At 35.8% G+C, this 19,521-nt stretch carries 17 protein-coding genes and 1 pseudogene; 10 read left to right on the top strand and 8 right to left on the bottom strand.

Features of this window, described 5'->3' with window-relative positions; all coding sequences use genetic code 11:
* The first annotated feature begins 412 nt into the window (after positions 1-412).
* From LJC66_RS09040 to LJC66_RS09055, 4 genes are all read left to right on the top strand, one after another.
* Positions 413-1,801 (top strand): aminotransferase-like domain-containing protein, encoded by a 1,389-nt coding sequence (locus tag LJC66_RS09040; protein ID WP_230932363.1) that lies wholly within the window; start codon positions 413-415, stop codon positions 1,799-1,801.
* 112 nt (positions 1,802-1,913) lie between these two features.
* Positions 1,914-3,242 carry an MFS transporter gene (locus LJC66_RS09045; RefSeq protein ID WP_230932364.1) on the top strand — a complete coding sequence of 443 codons (1,329 nt, stop codon included), beginning with the start codon at positions 1,914-1,916 and terminating at the stop codon, positions 3,240-3,242.
* 498 nt (positions 3,243-3,740) lie between these two features.
* Positions 3,741-5,003 carry a glycoside hydrolase family 18 protein gene (locus LJC66_RS09050; protein ID WP_230932365.1) on the top strand — a complete coding sequence of 421 codons (1,263 nt, stop codon included), beginning with the start codon at positions 3,741-3,743 and terminating at the stop codon, positions 5,001-5,003.
* Between the two features lie 73 nt (positions 5,004-5,076).
* Positions 5,077-5,412: a L,D-transpeptidase gene (locus LJC66_RS09055; protein ID WP_230932366.1), complete on the top strand. Its 336-nt coding sequence runs from the start codon at positions 5,077-5,079 to the stop codon at positions 5,410-5,412.
* A gap of 146 nt (positions 5,413-5,558) precedes the next feature.
* On the opposite strand, the gene LJC66_RS09060 is transcribed toward LJC66_RS09055, so the two are convergent.
* The 3 genes and pseudogenes from LJC66_RS09060 to lgt all read right to left on the bottom strand — a co-directional run bounded on the left by LJC66_RS09060 (position 5,559) and on the right by lgt (position 9,097).
* Entirely contained in the window at positions 5,559-6,518 is a 960-nt protein-coding gene (locus tag LJC66_RS09060; RefSeq protein WP_195694793.1) for an aldolase catalytic domain-containing protein, read from the bottom strand.
* A gap of 472 nt (positions 6,519-6,990) precedes the next feature.
* Positions 6,991-8,036: pseudogene (locus LJC66_RS09065) on the bottom strand (YeiH family protein).
* 245 nt (positions 8,037-8,281) lie between these two features.
* Positions 8,282-9,097: a prolipoprotein diacylglyceryl transferase gene (gene lgt, locus LJC66_RS09070; RefSeq protein ID WP_230932367.1), complete on the bottom strand. Its 816-nt coding sequence runs from the start codon at positions 9,095-9,097 to the stop codon at positions 8,282-8,284.
* A gap of 260 nt (positions 9,098-9,357) precedes the next feature.
* On the opposite strand from lgt, the gene LJC66_RS09075 reads away from it, so the two are divergent.
* The 4 genes from LJC66_RS09075 (at position 9,358) to LJC66_RS09090 (ending at position 13,079) form a co-directional block, all read left to right on the top strand.
* Positions 9,358-9,927, top strand: a complete 570-nt coding sequence (locus LJC66_RS09075; RefSeq protein WP_230932368.1) for a MarR family winged helix-turn-helix transcriptional regulator — start codon at positions 9,358-9,360, stop codon at positions 9,925-9,927.
* 87 nt (positions 9,928-10,014) lie between these two features.
* Complete coding sequence (locus tag LJC66_RS09080; protein WP_230932369.1) at positions 10,015-11,043, top strand: serine hydrolase domain-containing protein; 1,029 nt, start codon at positions 10,015-10,017, stop codon at positions 11,041-11,043.
* A gap of 220 nt (positions 11,044-11,263) precedes the next feature.
* Entirely contained in the window at positions 11,264-12,091 is an 828-nt protein-coding gene (locus LJC66_RS09085) for a mechanosensitive ion channel family protein (RefSeq protein WP_230932370.1), read from the top strand.
* A gap of 226 nt (positions 12,092-12,317) precedes the next feature.
* The gene (locus tag LJC66_RS09090; RefSeq protein ID WP_230932371.1) at positions 12,318-13,079 is read left to right on the top strand and encodes a class I SAM-dependent methyltransferase; all 762 of its coding nucleotides are present in this window, start codon (positions 12,318-12,320) and stop codon (positions 13,077-13,079) included.
* Between the two features lie 611 nt (positions 13,080-13,690).
* On the opposite strand, the gene speG is transcribed toward LJC66_RS09090, so the two are convergent.
* The 5 genes from speG to LJC66_RS09115 all read right to left on the bottom strand — a co-directional run bounded on the left by speG (position 13,691) and on the right by LJC66_RS09115 (position 18,295).
* A complete protein-coding gene (gene speG / locus LJC66_RS09095; RefSeq protein WP_013056444.1) occupies positions 13,691-14,215 on the bottom strand; it encodes a spermidine N1-acetyltransferase in 525 nt (174 codons plus the stop codon).
* 487 nt (positions 14,216-14,702) lie between these two features.
* On the bottom strand, positions 14,703-15,740 hold the full coding sequence (gene recA / locus LJC66_RS09100; protein ID WP_230932372.1) for a recombinase RecA: 1,038 nt from the start codon (positions 15,738-15,740) through the stop codon (positions 14,703-14,705).
* Positions 15,741-16,183: 443 nt separating this feature from the next.
* Positions 16,184-16,606: an arsenate reductase (thioredoxin) gene (gene arsC / locus LJC66_RS09105; RefSeq protein ID WP_230932373.1), complete on the bottom strand. Its 423-nt coding sequence runs from the start codon at positions 16,604-16,606 to the stop codon at positions 16,184-16,186.
* A gap of 24 nt (positions 16,607-16,630) precedes the next feature.
* Positions 16,631-17,929, bottom strand: coding sequence for an arsenic transporter (locus tag LJC66_RS09110; protein ID WP_230932374.1), 1,299 nt, complete (start codon positions 17,927-17,929; stop codon positions 16,631-16,633).
* Between the two features lie 18 nt (positions 17,930-17,947).
* Positions 17,948-18,295 carry an ArsR/SmtB family transcription factor gene (locus tag LJC66_RS09115; RefSeq protein WP_153254006.1) on the bottom strand — a complete coding sequence of 116 codons (348 nt, stop codon included), beginning with the start codon at positions 18,293-18,295 and terminating at the stop codon, positions 17,948-17,950.
* A 404-nt stretch (positions 18,296-18,699) separates the two neighbouring features.
* On the opposite strand from LJC66_RS09115, the gene LJC66_RS09120 reads away from it, so the two are divergent.
* Complete coding sequence (locus LJC66_RS09120; RefSeq protein WP_230932375.1) at positions 18,700-19,029, top strand: ArsR/SmtB family transcription factor; 330 nt, start codon at positions 18,700-18,702, stop codon at positions 19,027-19,029.
* A 36-nt stretch (positions 19,030-19,065) separates the two neighbouring features.
* Complete coding sequence (locus LJC66_RS09125) at positions 19,066-19,500, top strand: ArsI/CadI family heavy metal resistance metalloenzyme (protein ID WP_195694782.1); 435 nt, start codon at positions 19,066-19,068, stop codon at positions 19,498-19,500.
* Positions 19,501-19,521: the final 21 nt, after the last annotated feature.

Raw genomic sequence — 19,521 nt, forward strand, 5'->3', positions numbered from 1 at the left:
GCCCCCTTAGGGTCAAAAAATTTTAAAAAGTTTAAGAAAGAACTGACTTCCTCTTTACAAAAGGCTCCTTTATTGAATAGGAGATAGCTTCTAAAAATATCATCCCCTGATGATCCTGCTCTAGGTCTAGGGTACGGTTAAGATATTTCACATGCTTGAGTTGGTACCTCCAGCATGTGCTTCTCCTCTATTAACTCCTAGCAGTAGGACAAAAATTTTTCTCCGCAGTAATCACAAGAGGCTTAGAAACATGAGAAAAAGGTGTAGAAAATTATGAGCAATTGGATTTAATCGTTAAAATAATTGATCATAATCAAGTCTCAAAAACCATAGATTCTCGAAAATTATTAATAATGATAATTGTGATATAAACAGTACAAGTATATAATTGTGTGAAAAAAGGATGGATACTATGCCAATTAATTCGTTTGAAAATTATCCGATGAGCTGGAAACCATCTGTTGATAAAACAAGAAAGCCTATTTACCAAGCTATTGCAGGCCAATTGGAAGAGGATATTATCAAGGGAGTTTTATTACCAGGAACAAAACTTCCTCCACAGAGAGAGCTAGCCGATTATTTAGATTTAAATTTGAGTACGATTTCAAAAGCATTTAAAGTGTGTGAGCTAAAGGGTTTATTAAGTGCTACTGTTGGAAGTGGTACATTCGTATCGTATGATGCGTTATCGAATGCGTATTTACTCGAAGATATAAAGCCTAGCCACTTAATTGAAATGGGAGCGACACTGCCAGACAATGATTCATACGAGCCGCTTCTCCTTCAACTAAAAGATATGCTACAAGAGACTGATTACGAAAAGTGGTTTAGTTATGGGAGGCCAGGTGAAAGTCTTTGGCAAAAAGATGCAGCTGTAAAGCTGATGAGAAGAGGCGGATTCAAAACAACAGTTGATCACATTTTATTTGCAAATGGAGGACAAAATGCAATTGCTGCAACACTAGCGAGTCTTTGTCAGCCTGGAGATCGCATCGGGGTTGATCATCACACTTATCCAGGTTTAAAAACGGTTGCAGCTATGCTTAGTGTACAATTAGTACCGATAAAATCAAAGAATTATGAAATGAGTCCAACTGCTTTTGAATATGCATGTAAAAATGATAATATTAAAGGCATTTACTTGATACCAGACTACCATAATCCCACTGCTTGCTGTATGTCTGTTGAAAACCGAGAAAGGCTTGCCGTCATTGCAAAAAAATATAACCAATTTATTATTGAAGATGCAACGTATCATCTCCATCATGAGCAACCAATGCCAGCAGTGGCATCATATGCACCAGAACAAGTCATCTATATTGCGAGTTTATCAAAATCAATAGCACCAGGGTTACGACTAGCATATGTAGCAGCGCCTAGTCGATTTAAAGAGCCTATTTCAAAAGCACTTTATAATTTAAATATATCAGTTTCACCATTATTAGCAGAGCTAACAGCACGTATTATTGTGTCAAATCAATTTGAACCCTTAGTAGAGAATCATCGTCAACAAGCTATTCTCAGAAATCGAATTGCAAATCAACATTTAGAAAATTACACGTGTTTAGGTATGGAAACTGGTATATTTCGTTGGTTACTATTACCAGAAAAGATTACAGGCGCTGAATTTGAAACATTAGCTGAGCAGCAGGGCGTACAAGTGTATGCAGCAGAACGCTTTGTAGTGGGAAACAGTTGTCCAGACAGAGCTGTAAGGATCGCTGTCTGTGCACCGAAAACAATTGGAGAGCTTGAGCAAGGATTGATTATCCTTAAACGTTTACTTAACGACCATTTATAATATTGTTTGCCATACAATTATAATATTGTATGGTTTTTTTATGCGTGTTATGATAATCCAAATCTAGTAATAATATTTTTAAAAATAGAATGAGTTTTCTGAAAGGAAGGTTATGATGGTAAACGAGGATCATGTAAAAGCTTCAGACACCCAATCAACTTGTTTACAAGAATATGTTAATTCACCAGAGAAACAAAAAGCTTTATATAAACGAACCTTATTTGTTGTAAGTGTTTCTCAAATCTTTGGCGGTGCAGGATTGGCAGCAGGAGTTACTGTCGGTGCACTTATTGCACAAGAAATGCTTGGTACAGATGCCTATGCAGGAGTACCGACGGCTCTATTTACTTTAGGATCTGCAGGAGCTGCTTGGTTAGTAGGAAAGCTTTCTCAAAAAAAAGGGCGTCGTGCAGGACTTACGACGGGTTTTATTCTAGGGGGAGTTGGAGCAATTGGTGTTATTTTTTCTGCCATTCTTAATAGTGTTTTTCTTCTTTTTCTTTCGCTCCTCGTTTATGGGTCAGGAACAGCTACTAATCTACAAGCGCGTTATGCAGGAACAGATTTAGCCAAAGCAAAACAACGAGGGACCGCTGTTAGTGTGGCCATGGTTTTCACTACATTTGGAGCCGTTGCAGGTCCGAATTTAGTTGATGTGATGGGGAATTTTGCTCTTTCTATTGGTGTCCCAGCACTTGCAGGGCCTTTCATTTTAGCAGCAGTTGCATATATAGTAGCTGGTCTTGTATTTTATGGTATGCTGCGTCCGGATCCGTTACTGATTGCAAGAACAATAGAAGCGAATAAACAAGAACGTAACGCTCAAAAAAATTCAACGAATGCTAAGCAATCAACGAACAAAAAAGGAGTGGCTGTTGGCGCCACAGTTATGGTCCTTACTCAAATTGTAATGGTCGCTATAATGACGATGACACCTGTGCACATGAAACATCATGGCCACGGGCTAACTGAAGTAGGAGTTGTAATTGGCTTTCATATTGGTTCTATGTATCTTCCTTCATTATTTACAGGGGTCTTAATTGATAAAATTGGACGAACGGCAATGACAATTGCTTCAGGAGTTATCCTTCTTTTAGCTGGGCTGGTAGCAGCTATGGCACCGAGTGATTCAATGGTTCTTCTAGTGGTTGCTCTATCATTACTTGGATTAGGATGGAACTTAGGTTTAATTAGCGGGACAGCTCAAATAGTGGATGCTACAGAACCATTAACACGTGCGAAAACACAAGGTACTATAGACGTTTTAATTGCTTTAGCGGGAGCTTCCGGAGGAGCTTTATCCGGAATGGTTGTGGCTCAATCAAGTTATGCCGTTTTATCATTAAGTGGAGGAATTCTATCTTTGATATTAATTCCGGTTATCATATGGGCTTATAGGAGTACAGGTGAAAATAAAGTTAAAGTAGGTCAAGGACTTTAATTTATCTGTGGTATGGAAGCCCGGTTCTGAAATAAATCATGTCACTCAAATTTACTTGTATTCTTCTACTTCCGTTTAAAGAATTGAATTCTTTTTTACAGAGACTACATTGACATTTCAATTACACGAATGACCTTCTACCTAACAGAGGAGAAGGTTTTTCGATTTTAATTATTCATTAAGACTAATATTAATCGCCGCGTTGTTTATATTGTTTAAAATAGTTTTATTTCTTAACTTAATCCTACCCGACAAATAATCATCCTTTTTCAAGCATGCTAAAAGCATACATTTATGATATATAGATTTTGATGTAATCTTTGGAACATTTCTACCCGTATGAGGGGCGCAATAGAGGAGGGAGTGTGTAAAGAGACTCCCCCTCACTTAACTCAGTTATATATACAAACAATACTCATATACATTTATTGAATGGCTTCTTTAAACTTGTCACGAAATAAAACATAATTCAATAAAGAGTACATGGGAGGAGAAAACATGTTTGTTCATATAGTTCAACGGGGTGATACCCTGTCTTCAATAAGCAGTAGATATGATTATCCCATTGCGCAGCTTAGGAGGGTAAATGGGTTAGAAGAAACAAATATTGTTCCAGGTCAAGCCTTACTTATAGCTTCTTATGTATACACAGTTCAACCTGGTGATACGATGAGGAGTATTGCTAAAAAAGCTTATGTATCCTTAGAACAATTAAAAAGAGCTAATCCTTCAGTCCATTATAATTATTTGCAGGTGGGAATGAAAATGAAAATCCCTAATATATCCGACTATATTGCAGGTACACTGGAGTATTATGCGGTTCGAAATCCAGAATTAGATCGCGATTTAATTACTGATTTTGCAACTTATTCCTCGTCCATTTCTATCTTTGAATATCATTTTGGCAGCAATGGAGATATTATGAACGATTTAAACGATTTAGTAGCGATTGAAACGACTTGGAAAAACCGAGTTACACCGTTAGTTACGATTACTAATCTAACCTCTGAAGGATTTAGTTCTGATCTTGCCCATCAAGTTTTAAATAATCCTCAGGCCAGAAACAATCTTGTTAATAATATTTTTTATTTAGTATCTAGAAAAGGATACGGCGGGGTGAATATTGATTTCGAGCGTGTAAAGGCCGAGGATAGAGATCTTTTTACAGGATTTTTACGTCAGCTGGGTGAACGTTTAAAACCTGCAGGGTACGTGTTGACCATAGCGGTTCCAGCGAAGACAAGCGAAGATATTCCTTGGTTAAAAGGGTATGATTACGGGGGAATAGGTGCCGTTGTTAACTATATGTTCATTATGGCATATGATTGGCATCATGCAGGCAGCGAACCAGGGCCTGTTGCACCTATTACTGAAGTAAAAAGAACAATAGAATTTGCAATAAAAAGCGTTCCGCGAAGAAAACTTATCATTGGAGTCCCTTTGTATGGATATAACTGGTCAATTCCTTACAAGTCTGGCACAGTAGCATCTGCTATATCCAATCAAAATGCAATCAAAACAGCGATGAGATATCAGTCTCCCATTCAATATTCAAAAGAGTACAAATCTCCGTTTTTTCGGTACAAAGATCAAGCGGGGCAGATGCATGAAGTATGGTTTGAAGATGTCAGAAGCATGAGTGAAAAAATGGTGTTAGTTCATCAATTCGGCTTGCAAGCAATAGGAGCTTGGCAATTAACGCTTGGATTTACTCCAGGGCCTTGGCTTTTAAAGAAATTTTTTACTATTAGAACGGTATAAATAGTATTAGTTATTATGGATTAATCTAGAAAATTTCATGTATAGTAACTTATAAGAAGTTGGAGGTACTGCCATGGCAAAAAAGATAGATGTCTCAATAAAGCAGCATCAATTAAAACTATATGATGGAGCTAAATTAGTAAAGACATATCCTATTGCTGTAGGGAAAATGATCACTCCAACTCCAACTGGAAAATTTAAAATTATTAATAAAGATACTACTCCTCCAGCTGTATTTGGCCCCTTATGGATGGGACTGTCAAAACCTACATATGGAATACACGGGACTAATGATCCAGCTTCTATTGGCAGAGATATGTCACATGGATGTGTCAGAATGGACAATGAAGATATTCTAGAACTTTCCTCTGCAGTTCCCATTGGAACGCCGGTTTATATACATAAATAATAGTTTAAGAAGAGCACGACTGCTTACATTTAGCTAATTGTCGGGATCGAGGGTATCAAAGTTTAAGTATATGCTATACAATCATGGGCTTTTGTACGAAAACAAAAAAGTACCCCGATTAACAGAGGTACTTTTAGCATTTTAACTTATTTTGATGCTGGAGACGTAGTAACTTCTGGAGACGTTACTTTGTCATAAAAATCTACGAATTTGTCACGATCCTCGCTATCACGGTAAGCCATAGCAACACGTGGATGTTCATTCAGTACACCAGAAATCATGTAAGGAATGATATAGCCCCATTCCCACTTTTGACGCATTTCAAGCATATGCTTTTCAATTACGCCAAGAATCGGCTTCATCTCATAGCTTGGTTTTGGTATGTAGCTAACAAGCAGCTCTGTGTTACAGTTACCAGCTGCACGGCCCATACCATAAACAGATGAATCAAGGAATGTAACTCCATTACGCATCGCAGTTAATGTATTAGCAAAAGCTAGCTGCATGTTGTTATGTGTATGGATCCCAAGCTGTTTGCTAGGAATCATGGCTTGGAATTTTTTCACTTGATGCTCAATATCCGCAGGGTCTAGGCTCCCAAAGGAGTCAACAATATATACAACATCTACGGGGCTTTTCTTTACCATTTCAAATGCTTCAATAAGCTGATTTTCCGGTACGCTAGATAGTGCCATAATGTTAAGTGAAGTCTCATAGCCTAAATCGTGAAACATTTTTATAAGCTCTAAGCCTTTATCTACTTCGCGAATATAGCATGCCACTCGAATCATATCTAACATACTTTGTTCACGCGGCAGGATGTCATCTGGATCTACACGCCCAATATCTACTAAGGCAGATAGCTTCGTGAATTTTTTCTCAGGGATAATTTCTTTGAGAAAGTTATCGTCAAGAAATCTCCATGGATTGGGCTCAGTTGCTTGAAGAAGCTTAGGTGAATTTTTATAACCAATCTCCATATATTCAACGCCGGCTGCGCTTAGGCCGTTATATAAGTCTTGCACAAATTCAACGCTAAAATCCCAATTATTAATTAAACCTCCGTCACGAATGGTACAGTCTATAATTTTGCTATTATGTTCCATGGTATTTATTTCCTCCTATGTAGTCTATTTATGTATTATTCTAAACTTTATTGCTTTTATGCTTTTAAGCACTAAACTCTCCTATTGTGTTTATACCATGACTGATTCAGAGGCGTCAATGTATTTTCCAAATGTGTCTCTGCTTTACTGTATTCCATGGGTAGGAGATGCTTTGGCTTTTCATCCGCTTGATGCTCTTAAAACAACATCAAGTTCAGCAGTACAACCCCTAGTATATACAAACACAGCGCATCTTACATCACTACTTCCTGCAATAAAGGTTGTTTTTTAAGTGAAACTGTTTATTAGGGAGGGAACTGCCATTAGTATCTACGTTATAGGTTTAGATTGCTCTATAATTAATCCATAAATTTGAGAAGAGATTTAAAACATGAAAAATAAGAAACTTTTTCACATTAACAGTTGTATAGGAAGTATTAGTTGTTACTTAATCATTTTAATTTACTTGTCTTTACATCGTCCAAAACGTAAGAAATGATAAGAGTATAGAAGTAATAAACATCGCAATCAACGACTTTAATGCTTTTGTTCGAAGAGCCTTCATACTTACATTTAACCCTAAGCCGACCATAGCCATTGTTAAAAGAAACGTGGTTAGAGTTGAAATATCAGCCATGATCGTTTTGGGTATGATAAGGTGCTTGCCTACGACATAACTCCCAAAGACACTCATAGTTATAAACCCTATTAAAAACCAAGGGAATTCAATCTTCGTACCAGATTCAATTTTTCCTGTTCGCTTCATCCAATACATTAAGATAAAGCTTAATGGTACAAGTAAAAGCACTCTACCTAACTTAGCCAACAGTCCAATAGCTAGGGCGTCGCGTCCAGCCGGTGCTGCAGCTAGAGCTACATGGGCAATTTCATGGAGACCTACGCCTGACCAAATTCCATATTGCATATTTGTGAAATGTATATAAGGTCTTAAAATTGTATATCCAACTGCAAATAGAGTTCCCACTAAAGCGATAACACCAGCTCCGATAGCTGTATCTTCTTCTTTTGCTTTTATAATGGGAGAAACAGCTGCGATAGCTGCCGCACCGCACATTCCTGTTCCTATCCCTAAAAGAAGGGATAGACCACGATCAGCCTTCATCCATTTGGCTAGAAAAATTGTTAAAACAACCGCAAATACAGCTGTTCCCACATCGCGAAATAACAATCCTAGTCCGTGATGAATAACAACATCAATATTTAGCTTTAATCCATATAAAATAATTGCATAACGCAACAGCTTTTTAGAAGAAAATTGAATTCCAGATCTTATTTTTTCGGGGTATCCCCAAATTTGACGATAGATTACTGCCATTATAATTGAACAGGCTAGTGGACCGATCTGATTAAACCCCGGGACTTTCGCTAAGCATAAGCAAGTAAAGCAAAAAGAAAAGTAAAAGCAATTCCTCCAGCCCATAAAGAAATATTAGATGACGTCCGGGCATTTGTTCGTAAGAATAGAGTCCACTTTTGGGCTTTATTTATATTTATCATACATTTCATCTCCAATATGAATTCTTATCAAGCGCGGCTTCACACAAGAAGTGTATGATTTAACTATAAAAGACACTTTATCATTAGTAAAATATATATAAATCATGATTATGATTAAAAATATTAATAAATTAAACAAAAAAAGAGCAAGTTGATCTTCAGAGTTACTGAAAATCAACTTGCTCCTTTTGTACGTTTTTATCCTTTAATTCTTTAAAAAATAATCCATACAAAAATATATGTGCTTATGAGAGAGAGACAGCCTTGCTAGTTGCTAAGTCTTTTTTACGTCTATACCATAGCAGGATCAAACTGCCTAATACGCAAAGGAAAGAAACTAGCTGAGCTATTCTAATATGAGAAGTTAGCATTAAGCTATCTGTACGCAATCCCTCTACAAAAAATCTTCCTATGGAATACCATAGTAGGTAAGTAAGAAAGACTTCGCCTCTTTTTAACAAGGATTTTCTTAATACGATTAGGACAAGAACACCTATTATGTTCCAAATTGATTCATAGAGAAACGTAGGATGATAGTAGGTTCCATGGATATACATTTGGTTAATAATAAAATCAGGTAAATGCAAAGTTTCTAAAAACTGACGTGTAACAGGTCCGCCATGTGCTTCTTGATTCATGAAGTTTCCCCACCGGCCAATAGCTTGGCCTAATAATAAGCTAGGAGCTAAAACATCAGCCATTTTCCAAAAAGAAAGATTCTTTTTTCTGCAAAACCATATAGCTGTTAATACAGAGCCAATAATTCCACCGTGAATAGCTATGCCTCCATGCCAAATTGCTATAATTTCGCCTGGGTGGTCTTTATAATAACTCCATTCAAAAAGTACGTAGTAAATTCGAGCAGTAATGATAGCAATCGGTAGTGCTATCAGAAGTAAATCAGAGATGGTTTCTGAAGAAATCCCTCGTTTCTTTCCTTCTTTCGAGGCTAACAAGAAGCCTAAGAAAGCTCCTATTCCTATGATAATTCCATACCAATGGACTTCAAGTGGACCAAGATGGAAGGCGATAGGGCTTAAAGGTTGTGTGTATTGGTTCATGTCTTTTCTCCTTTACTTCATATCGGTTTTCTTACATTTTTTAAGAGTAGTATTAAATTAGAGTGCCTTTTTAGTATATCTAATTGGATAAAGAAAGGACAACTTTTGCTTACGAACGATCATGATTTCTTTGCCTACTTTAGTGTAACAGAATAGCCTCCTTAGAATTGTCAACATTAAAATAGACAGTACATTGACTTAATTACCAAAATATACTATTCTTATTTTAGACAATATACTGTCTAAAATGGAGGGTGAATATGGATATTTATAAAGAGCTTTTTCTAATGCAGCAAACTTACGCTACTTTATTTTCTCTGGCAAATAAAATCCAGGTAAAGGGTGATAAATCTCTTGAACTTTTAACTTCAAGACAGCATATGGCGATGGTGGCAATTGCTCATTTACCTAAAGATGAAACAACATTGAATAATATTGCTAGAAAATTAGGAACTACAAAACAAAGCGTCAAACAGTTAATTACTATTATGGAAAAGAAAGGTTATGTGGACGTAATTCCTAGCAGTAAAGATAAGCGTGCAGTTAACGTGAAAATCACAAAAGCGGGAAAAGAGGCACTGCTTGTTGTTTCAGAAAAAGGAATTTTTTTTTTGGAAGACCTTTTTAACAAGTTTTCAACCGAAGAATTGGAAATAATGTGGAAGCTTTTAAAGAAACTTTATAGCTTTGATGGGGAAGAACATGATGGGTTTGAAGAAGAAAGTAACGTAGAAATGGATGAAGATCACACTGAATTACAGTTGAGAGTAATAAGAGAGCTTGAAAGTCGAAGAGTTCAAGCAATTGATAATATGAGAAAGAATATATAAAAAAACTCGAGAGGCTAATCTAATTTAAAGCATATCGATTAATCTTTTTAAAATTTTAAAAATAAAGGATAAAGGAGAGCAATCATTATGTTTGAAATCAGCGATGAAACATTACGATTAATTAATAAAACCTGTAAAGGAAAAAAGCACTTGAAACTAACCGTTGGCTACTTAACGGACAATCAGTCTATTATAAAAGTCTATAATGAAAGCGGTGAAATTGACTCGTCAAAAAAATATCATTATGAAATTGGTTCTATTACGAAAACTTTTACTGTATCGCTGTTATCAAAATGCATATTTGAAAACAAGGTGTCGTTAAACGACTCTATACAAAAATACATAAAAGAACTTAAAGAAGACATGTATTATCCTACATTGCTCCGTCTCGCTACTCACTCTTCTGGATATTCAGGAAGCTTACCTTTAAATAAAAGGGAATATTTTAAAATAATTTTAGGTTTGATTTTTGGCGGAAGTGATTTGAACAAAAATAATCCGTTGCATATGGATTTTAACAAAATGAAGATGCTAATCGAAAGAAAAAAATTGAAAGAAGTAGATTATTCATGGAGATATTCCAATTTCGGCATCTCACTTATTGGGTATGTGTTGGGAATGGTATCGGGAAAAGGATATTGGGATACTATGGATGACTTTCTTCACGATGAGCTTGGACTAAAGGATACTTGTTTAGGCAGCTCAAATAATCATTTACAGGGTTATGACCGCAAAAATAATGATTGCGGTAACTGGCATTGGGACAAAGGAAATTTTATATCACCTTCAGGGGCGGTATCCTCAACCGCTGACGATTTACTGAAATACGCAAAAATAAATATGTACGAAGATAAACCATATCTGTCTTTATGTCATAAAAAACACGGTAATGGAACAAAGAAGTTTGATATGGGTCTTGGATGGTTGCTTTTAAAGAAAAACAATAATGTAGTGTTGCACGGCGGTGGAACAGGGTGCTTCAGCTCCTTTTTAGGAATTGATAAGGAAAAGAAAGTTGCGTCCGTCGTTTTAGCTAATTATAAACTAGGCAGAAATGATGACGAGAATATAGGAATGGCTTTATTGGAAAGTCTACGGAAGTCAAAAGATATATAAGAATAGTCTACAAAAAAACGAAGAAAATTAGTCTATTACAGTTCACCTTAACCCTTTAATTTCAATTAATTGAGAGGTTATTACCAATATACCGACCCTCAAGAAGCATAGATACCACTTCTTTTTTTGATAAAACCGTGCTATTATCATTAAGGTTTGTGAAGAACAGAAGATTTTTGTCTTTACGTACATTCTTTTGGTATAGTGTTAGAAATAAGGAGTGGGTAAGTTGGTTTTTACTGAATTTTTCCAGCAGTTTCCCGTAAAGGTTTTAACGGTAGGGCTGCTGATCGTACTTATCGTTTATTTTATTCGCAAATTCATTAAGCTTTTCTTTGATAAAACGAGCTTTTTAGATGAAAAACGAGAAGAGACGCTCATGCACTTTTCTAATCAGGTCACAAGAGTATTGGGGCTGGCTTTTTTCTTTATTTATGTGCTTAGCCATTTCTTTGACTTCGGAAAGATTCTCACTAGTTCGGTAGTGTTGGCCAGTGCCCTGGCAATAATCCTCCAGCATATTATCCGTGATTATATAATGGGACTGACTTACTTGTTTGAACGCCAGATCCACCACGGAGATTATGTTATTCTCAACGGAAACCGTCAAGGGAAAATAGAAGAAATTACGATGCGCTACTTAAAGATTCGCCAGTATGACGGCTACCTCTATACCGTCTCATATAGCAACATTACAGAACTTCAGAACGGAACCCGAGGAAGACGCCGGGTAAATGAAAGTCTTATTCTCAACTATAGACAAAACCCGGACGATGCTTTCAAAGTAATGGAGCAGGTAGCACAAATATGTAACGAGAAATATGGCCACTATTTGCTGAAAGATGTGAATGGAATTCCTATAGAAAGTTTTCAATTTAATCAAATTACTGAACTGAACGTAGGTTTTAAAGGTCACCAATATTCATTATCAGGCCTTGTGAAGGAAGCTGATTTTGTAGATGCGGGTCAAAAGGTGCGATATGAACTCGCAATGGCTGCCTACAAAAATGACCTAATGATGGCTGAAAGCTTCGAGACAAGCCATTAAAAATAAAACTCGTACCTTGTTTATATACAAGCTTTTATATGTAAGATACAAACACCCTTGTGATTTTTCAAAAGGGTGTTTTTTATTTTAAAAAATATCTATTAAGTACTTCTCCAGTACAGATTAATTATCTGAAACAGAAAAAATTATTTAGTACATCTAAATTATTCTTCTAGCAACATGGTAAAATTAAACAAAACATTCAAAAGGTAAAGGGGGATTAACTATGGCGCAAAAATCTAATTATGCAAAAATCAACTCAAAAATGTGGGATGAATGGGCTTCAGCTGGAGGAGAATGGTCATTAGCTATTAATCATCAAGATTTTGTAGATGCAACTCAAGGTAATTTTGATATCTACTTAACACCTTGTAAGCCTGTTCCGCATAACTGGTTTATTCCATTTAAGGAAGCAAAAATATTGGGACTTGCTAGCGGAGGAGGACAGCAGTGCCCAGTCTTTGCAGCACAACATGCGGAAGTTACGGTTTTTGACTATTCTGATAAGCAATTAGAATTAGAAAAAATGGTGTCCACTAGAGAAGGCTATTCCATTGATTTAGTTAAAGGAGATATGAGCAAGGTATTTCCTTTTGAAGATGAGACGTTCGATATGATTTTTAATCCTGTATCAAACTGCTATATTCAAGATGTTGAACACGTTTGGCAAGAATGTTTTAGAGTTCTTAAAAAAGGTGGTGTTCTGCTATCTGGCTTTGCAAACCCTGCTCTTTATTTATTTGGAGAAGATGAGAAAGCATTACAAGTGGTTAATAAATTACCTTATGATGGAACTAAAGACACGGTGGAAAATGATGAAGAACTTATAAAAAATGGCGGTGTACAGTTCAGCCATTCATTAGAAACTCAAATGGGCGGACAGCTAAAAGCCGGATTCACCTTACAAGCTCTTTATGAAGATCATCACCATAAGGGGGAAATCACCAAATATATGCCTTGTTATATTGCAACTAAATCCATTAAATAATAGTTCGTTATCATGTTGAATGAGCTATCTCAACTTTTTCAATCGAATAAATTAGAAAATACATTTCAATCAAGTCAACTTAGATCTCAACTTTAGAATCCATCAAGATAAGAGGGAAGAGGTTGCAACTAAAATAGAAAATGGTGTTATTAAACCTAATGTATCTGATAGTCCGTCACTTATTCAATGACCTAAAGAGTATACTCAAGTGTTTAAAGGCGGGAGGCGACATCGCAGTCGAAACAAAAGGAAAAGCTAAATTAATTCGTTTCTTTACATATCGTGGGATGCTAGACAACTTTTCGGGATTTGTATATAACCTAAACGATAATAAGCCTTCAAAAAGCGATTTTAACGGGGACTTTAAACAAATAAAAAAAGTACATAAAAAATGGTATTATGTATCTTCTTATTAAAAATAGGGGCTTTAAATTATAATTCAAAGTCCTTATTTTTTAAGGATGCCGACAGCTCTAATTATGGTAATTAAGATTGTATATCTTATCTACTATTAAAAAGCACCTACTATTTTGATAGCAGGTGCTTCTTGTTACTTATTACTTATTACTTATTACTTTTTTAGTGACCAGCACTCTTATACTAGTTCAACCTTAGTTTTTATTTTTTGTTTGTAAATATTCTTTTTGAAACATACACATTCTTATAGCGTTATGATAGCTTCCATCAACAAAAAATTCATCTTTTAACTCGCCTTCAATAGAAAAACCAACCTTCTTATAGATATGAATTGCTTTTTCATTTTCTTTGTCTACAATTAAGTAAAGTTTATGCATATTCAATACCGAGAAGGCATAATTCATTGCTAGATTTGTGGCAACCATGGCGTAACCATGACCTTGATACGTAGGGTCAATGATAATTTGAAACTCTGCTCTACGATGAATATAATCAATTTCGACTAATTCCACTAATCCAAGCATATCCCCGTCCTTTTCAAGTATGAAACGACGCTCACCTTGATCGTGAATATGTTTATCATATAAATCCTGTAGCTCTACAAAAGCTTCATAAGGCTCTTCAAACCAATAAGACATAATATTTGCATCATTATTGAGTTCATGGACAAATTTTAAATCTTCTCTTTCCAAAGGACGTAACTTAAGTTCCTTATTCATTTCTCAAACCTCCACATTCTAGCATTACTTTAGCACTTTCCGTTTTAAATGTAAAAATTGCTGTAGTTTTAAAAAATAAGAGCTACATAACAATTCAAGGTTTGAATATAGGTCATTTTTCTACTTCTAAGGAACAAAATACACCATGTGGTATTTTAGTAGAGGGAAGTGGAAAGAACCTTCGAATTATTAATAATCATATTTTCGGTATTAAGGCTGCACATAAAAATGGAAACGCTCATACAATAGCTTTTTATGGATCCAAAGCTCCGCGTTCATTACAAAACATTGAAATATCGCGAAACCTACTTGAAAACCTGACCTTAGGTTTTAGTGAAGCGCTGACTCTAAATGGGGATGTTTTCGATAAGATATTCTTTACTTAGTTGCAAATCAATAGTCTTGACATAAAAACCCCCCAATCATTAGAGTTTTTTTATCTAATAATGGGGGGCAGTTCAAGCCGTGGCAAAGGTGTTTTATACTTTTATTGGTTTTCTTTTTCGCTATCGTTATCGTTATTGTTATTGTTATTAACATTATCACTATATTTGAAATCAATAATTCTTTTTCTAATTTCTTCTCTAATTTCAGGGTTTTCTTTTAAGAAAATCTTAGCGTTTTCTCGTCCTTGTCCTAAACGCTCCTCATTATATGAAAACCAAGATCCAGACTTTTGAACAATGTCTACTTCAGAACCGATATCTAAGATTTCTCCTTCTTTTGAGATACCTTCTCCATACATAATATCTACTTCAGCAATGCGGAAAGGAGGTGCCATTTTATTTTTGACTACTTTAATTCTTGTTTTATTACCAACTATGTCATTTCCTAGTTTAAGTTGTTCAGCGCGGCGAACCTCAAGACGAACGGAAGAATAGAATTTTAGTGCTCTTCCACCTGGCGTTGTTTCTGGATTTCCAAACATAACGCCTACTTTCTCCCTGATTTGGTTGATGAAGATGGCAATGGTTTTAGACTTATTGATTGCTCCAGATAGTTTACGAAGAGCTTGAGACATCAAACGAGCTTGTAAACCTACGTGAGAATCTCCCATTTCTCCTTCAATTTCTTTTTGCGGAACTAATGCTGCTACTGAGTCAACAACAATAATATCTACAGCACCACTTCTAACTAATGCTTCAGCAATTTCAAGTGCCTGTTCACCAGTATCTGGTTGAGATAACAGTAACTCATCAATATCTACGCCTAGTTTTCTTGCATAAACTGGATCAAGTGCGTGTTCAGCATCAATAAAGGCAGCTCGACCTCCATTTTTTTGTACTTCTGCAATTGCGTGTAAGGAAACGGTTGTTTTACCTGAACTTTCCGGCCCGTAAACTTCCATAATTCTTCCTTTGGGATAACCATTAATTCCAAGAGCTATATCTAAAGCTAATGAGCCTGAGCTAGATGCCTCAACTTTTGTATGTGTGCCTTCTCCCATTTTAATAATTGATCCTGTACCGAATTGTTTTTCAATTTGTTTTAGAGCCATATCTAGTGCTGCTTTTTTATCATTCATAATTTGAAACCTCCGATTGTTATTACGTTTACAATAAACGCCAAGGTATTTCGATAAAGAATAAGAGTTGGCTCAAATGTTTTTGCTCCGTGCGAGAAAATTTTGTGTTTAACTGTCTTAGTTTGTTCTGGTGTTCCTTTATTCATCTCTAAACCCTTAGTATCGAACAAATGTTCCTGTTGTGTAATCATACAATAAATGCATCTAATTGTAAAGGTGAAAGTTTTTCTACAAACTAGCTAAAAGAATATCTTATATTTATAAAAAGTAAGTTTATGCTTTCATATAAGTTAAATTAAATAAGAACCATTTTTAAATTTTTATGTACATGAATCTACCAATCTGATTAGACTAATGACGTATTCCTCATATTCCTAGTTACTATAAAACAGATTTCAGGAAGAAATAAAGCAGTCTATACAAATAGACTGCTTCTTGATTAATTATTTACCTGTTTCAGCAAAACGCTGAATACGTTCAGCGATTTCATCACGTACACGCTGGAAAAACGCCCATTTTTCTTCTTCTGTTCCTTCAGCTTTTGCTGGGTCATCAAATCCCCAGTGTTCACGCTTCACATGGGGAGGCGTTACTGGGCAGTGATCTGCTGCATGGCCACATAATGTAACGACCAAATCCGCATTATTTAAAATTTCAGGATCAATGACATCAGATGTTTGATTTGAAATATCAACACCAGCTTCTTTCATTGCTTTTACAGCATTGGGATTTAATCCATGAGCTTCTAATCCTGCACTGCGTACATCCCATTCATCATTATTTAGATGTTTTTTTGCCCATCCTTCAGCCATTTGGCTACGGCAAGAGTTACCTGTACATAAGAAATAAAGTGTTTTTTTAGACATGTGTAAAATCTCCTTTATAATGTGTTAAGAAATAATTGATAACCAAATATATAAACCAACAAGCGTAATAAACAATGTTGGGATGGTTAAGATGATACCTGTTTTAAAATAGGTTCCCCAAGAAATCTTAACTCCTTTTGTCGAAAGAACGTGGAGCCATAAGAGAGTGGCTAGAGAGCCAATAGGTGTAATTTTTGGTCCTAAGTCCGAACCAATGACATTTGCATAAATCAAGGCTTCTTTAATTGTACCTGTTGCAGAAGTTGCATCAATGGCCAAAGCATCAATCATTACGGTTGGCATGTTGTTCATGATCGATGAAAGAATGGCTGCAATGAATCCCATGCCAATAGTTGCTGCAAACAATCCATGGTCAGCCGCTGTTTGAATAAGGCTTGCTAATACTTCAGTTAGCCCTACATTACGTAATCCGTAGACAACCACATACATACCAATGGAAAAGAAAACAATTGCCCATGGAGCTCCTGCTAACACTTTTTTAGTGTGAACAGCAGGACTCTTTCTCGCTATTCCTAAGAATAAAATGGCAATAATTCCTGCAATAATTGAAACGGGAACATCGAAAAACTCAACAATAAAGTAACCAAGAACTAAAATGAATAAAACGATTCCTGATAAACGGAACATTTTTTCATCTTTAATAGCCTCAGCCGGTTTCTGTAAGTCATCTAAGTTGTATTTCTTAGGGATGCTTTTACGAAAGTACAAATATAAGACAACAATACTTGCCGAAAGTGAGAACAGATCTGGCACAATCATACGTGATGCAAATTCAGAAAAGCGAATACCAAAGAAATCAGCTGATACAATGTTGACCAAGTTACTTACTACAAGAGGCAACGACGTTGTATCTGCAATGAATCCACTGGCGATAATAAAAGGAAAGACCATTTTATCTTCAAATTTCAGTGCCCGTACCATGGCAAGTACAATAGGTGTTAGAATTAAGGCTGCTCCATCATTTGCGAATAATGCGGCTACTACAGCTCCAAGTAGGGATACATACACAAACATGCGAACGCCATTGCCTCCCGCAGCTCGTGCCATATGTAAAGCTGCCCACTCAAAAAATCCAATTTCATCTAAAATTAAGGAAATAATAATAACTGCAATAAACGTTAATGTTGCATTCCATACAATTTGAGTTACGTTTAGCACGTCATGGAAATCAACCACACCTGCTAAAAGAGCTAGTACTACGCCTCCACATGCTGACCAGCCAATAGACAAGTTCTTTGGCTGCCAAATGACAAAAATCAATGTCACTAAGAAAATGAGGGAGGCTACTATAACTGATACCACTTTACAAACCTCCTACTATTAGCAACAATTAATACGTAATCCTTGCTTTTCTAATTCTTTTAATCGTTCATCTTCGCTTGGTAAAGATTCAAGTACATTAAGGACAAACTGATAATAGCTGTTTTCTTTATTTAATGAATAGAAGATCCAATGTCCTTTTCGTCTTTCCTTTACAAGTTCGATGTCTCTCAATTTACGTAAATGTTGACTAATAGCCGGTTGACTTGCCTTATAGATTTCAACTAGCTCACAAACACAGCATTCGTTATTTTGGAGCAGTTTCATCATAGATAACCTTGTTTTATCGCCAAGCAGCTTCAGTATCTGTGCTGCTTTTTCCATTTCTATTTGCGTTTGTACATCCAATCTAACTCACCTCCTTGTTTTCGGATATAATTATATAACTATTTTATTATATATTCAATAAAAATATACGCTATGATTAATCAAAAAAAATTGATTAATACCTTGATTTATCTAAATTTTCCAGATATGATGAATACATCAAAAAAAATCGATTTATAAAAGTGAGGGTGAACGCAGTGAGAGTCAATAACTCTGGCAACTTATCTGTTACTTACTTTCGAGCCTATTTTCATTTAGTTATGAACACCCAAGGGATGGACCATAAGGAAGCACAAAACCTAATCTTTCAGCGTTTTTTTCATCAAGATCCTATGCTAAGAGGGGAAACTACATATCGTAACTTTAAAAAAGCTGCCGAAAACTTCGAACTTTAAATCAAAAAAAGTTGATGAAGGAGAATGACAATGGAAACAGTTAAGGAAGGAAAGCACCCATTTAAACAGTACGAACAAAAATTCAAAGCCCTTGCTGATCAAAAGAGATTAGAAATTATGTATGAGCTCTGCCAGCCAGGACAGACATGCGTATGTGATCTAACTGAATGCTTTGGAATGTCTCAATCTAAACTTTCCTATCATTTAAAGATTTTATTAGAAGCAAACCTTATCACAAAAGAAACGAAAGGGACATGGAGCTATTATGATTTAAATAATAAAGAGGTAAATCACCTGTTATCTGAGGAGCTTTGCTGCTTGTTTAGAAAAGATACAAGTAAAAGCGGCTCATGCTCTTAAAATAATATTGTTTATAATGCGAAGGAGGAAGTATAAATGAAATATGTTCACGTAGGAATTAATGTCACGAATCTAGAGGCGTCCATGGAGTTTTATCAAAAAGTATTTGGCGTTCAACCTGTGAAAACGAAAGTAGATTACGCTAAATTCTTAGTAGATGAGCCAAGATTAAATTTCACTTTAAACGTACGAGACGAAGTAAAGGGTAATCAAGTGAATCATTTCGGCTTCCAAGTAGAAACTCCTGAAGAAATCCATTCCCACAAATCACGATTAGAAAAAGAGGGCTTCTTTGCCCGTGAAGAAATGGATACAACTTGCTGCTATGCTGTGCAAGATAAGTTTTGGGTAACAGATCCGGACGGAAACGAATGGGAATTCTTTTATACGAAATCTGATAGTAAGATTCATACGACTGAGGATAGCGTTGGAGTGAATGAAAAGTCATCTGCAAACAACTCATGTTGTTAATGATTAATTGACTAAAAAGAC

The sequence above is a fragment of the Priestia sp. TSO9 genome (assembly GCF_021029645.1).
GTDB lineage: Bacteria > Bacillota > Bacilli > Bacillales > Bacillaceae_H > Priestia > Priestia megaterium_E.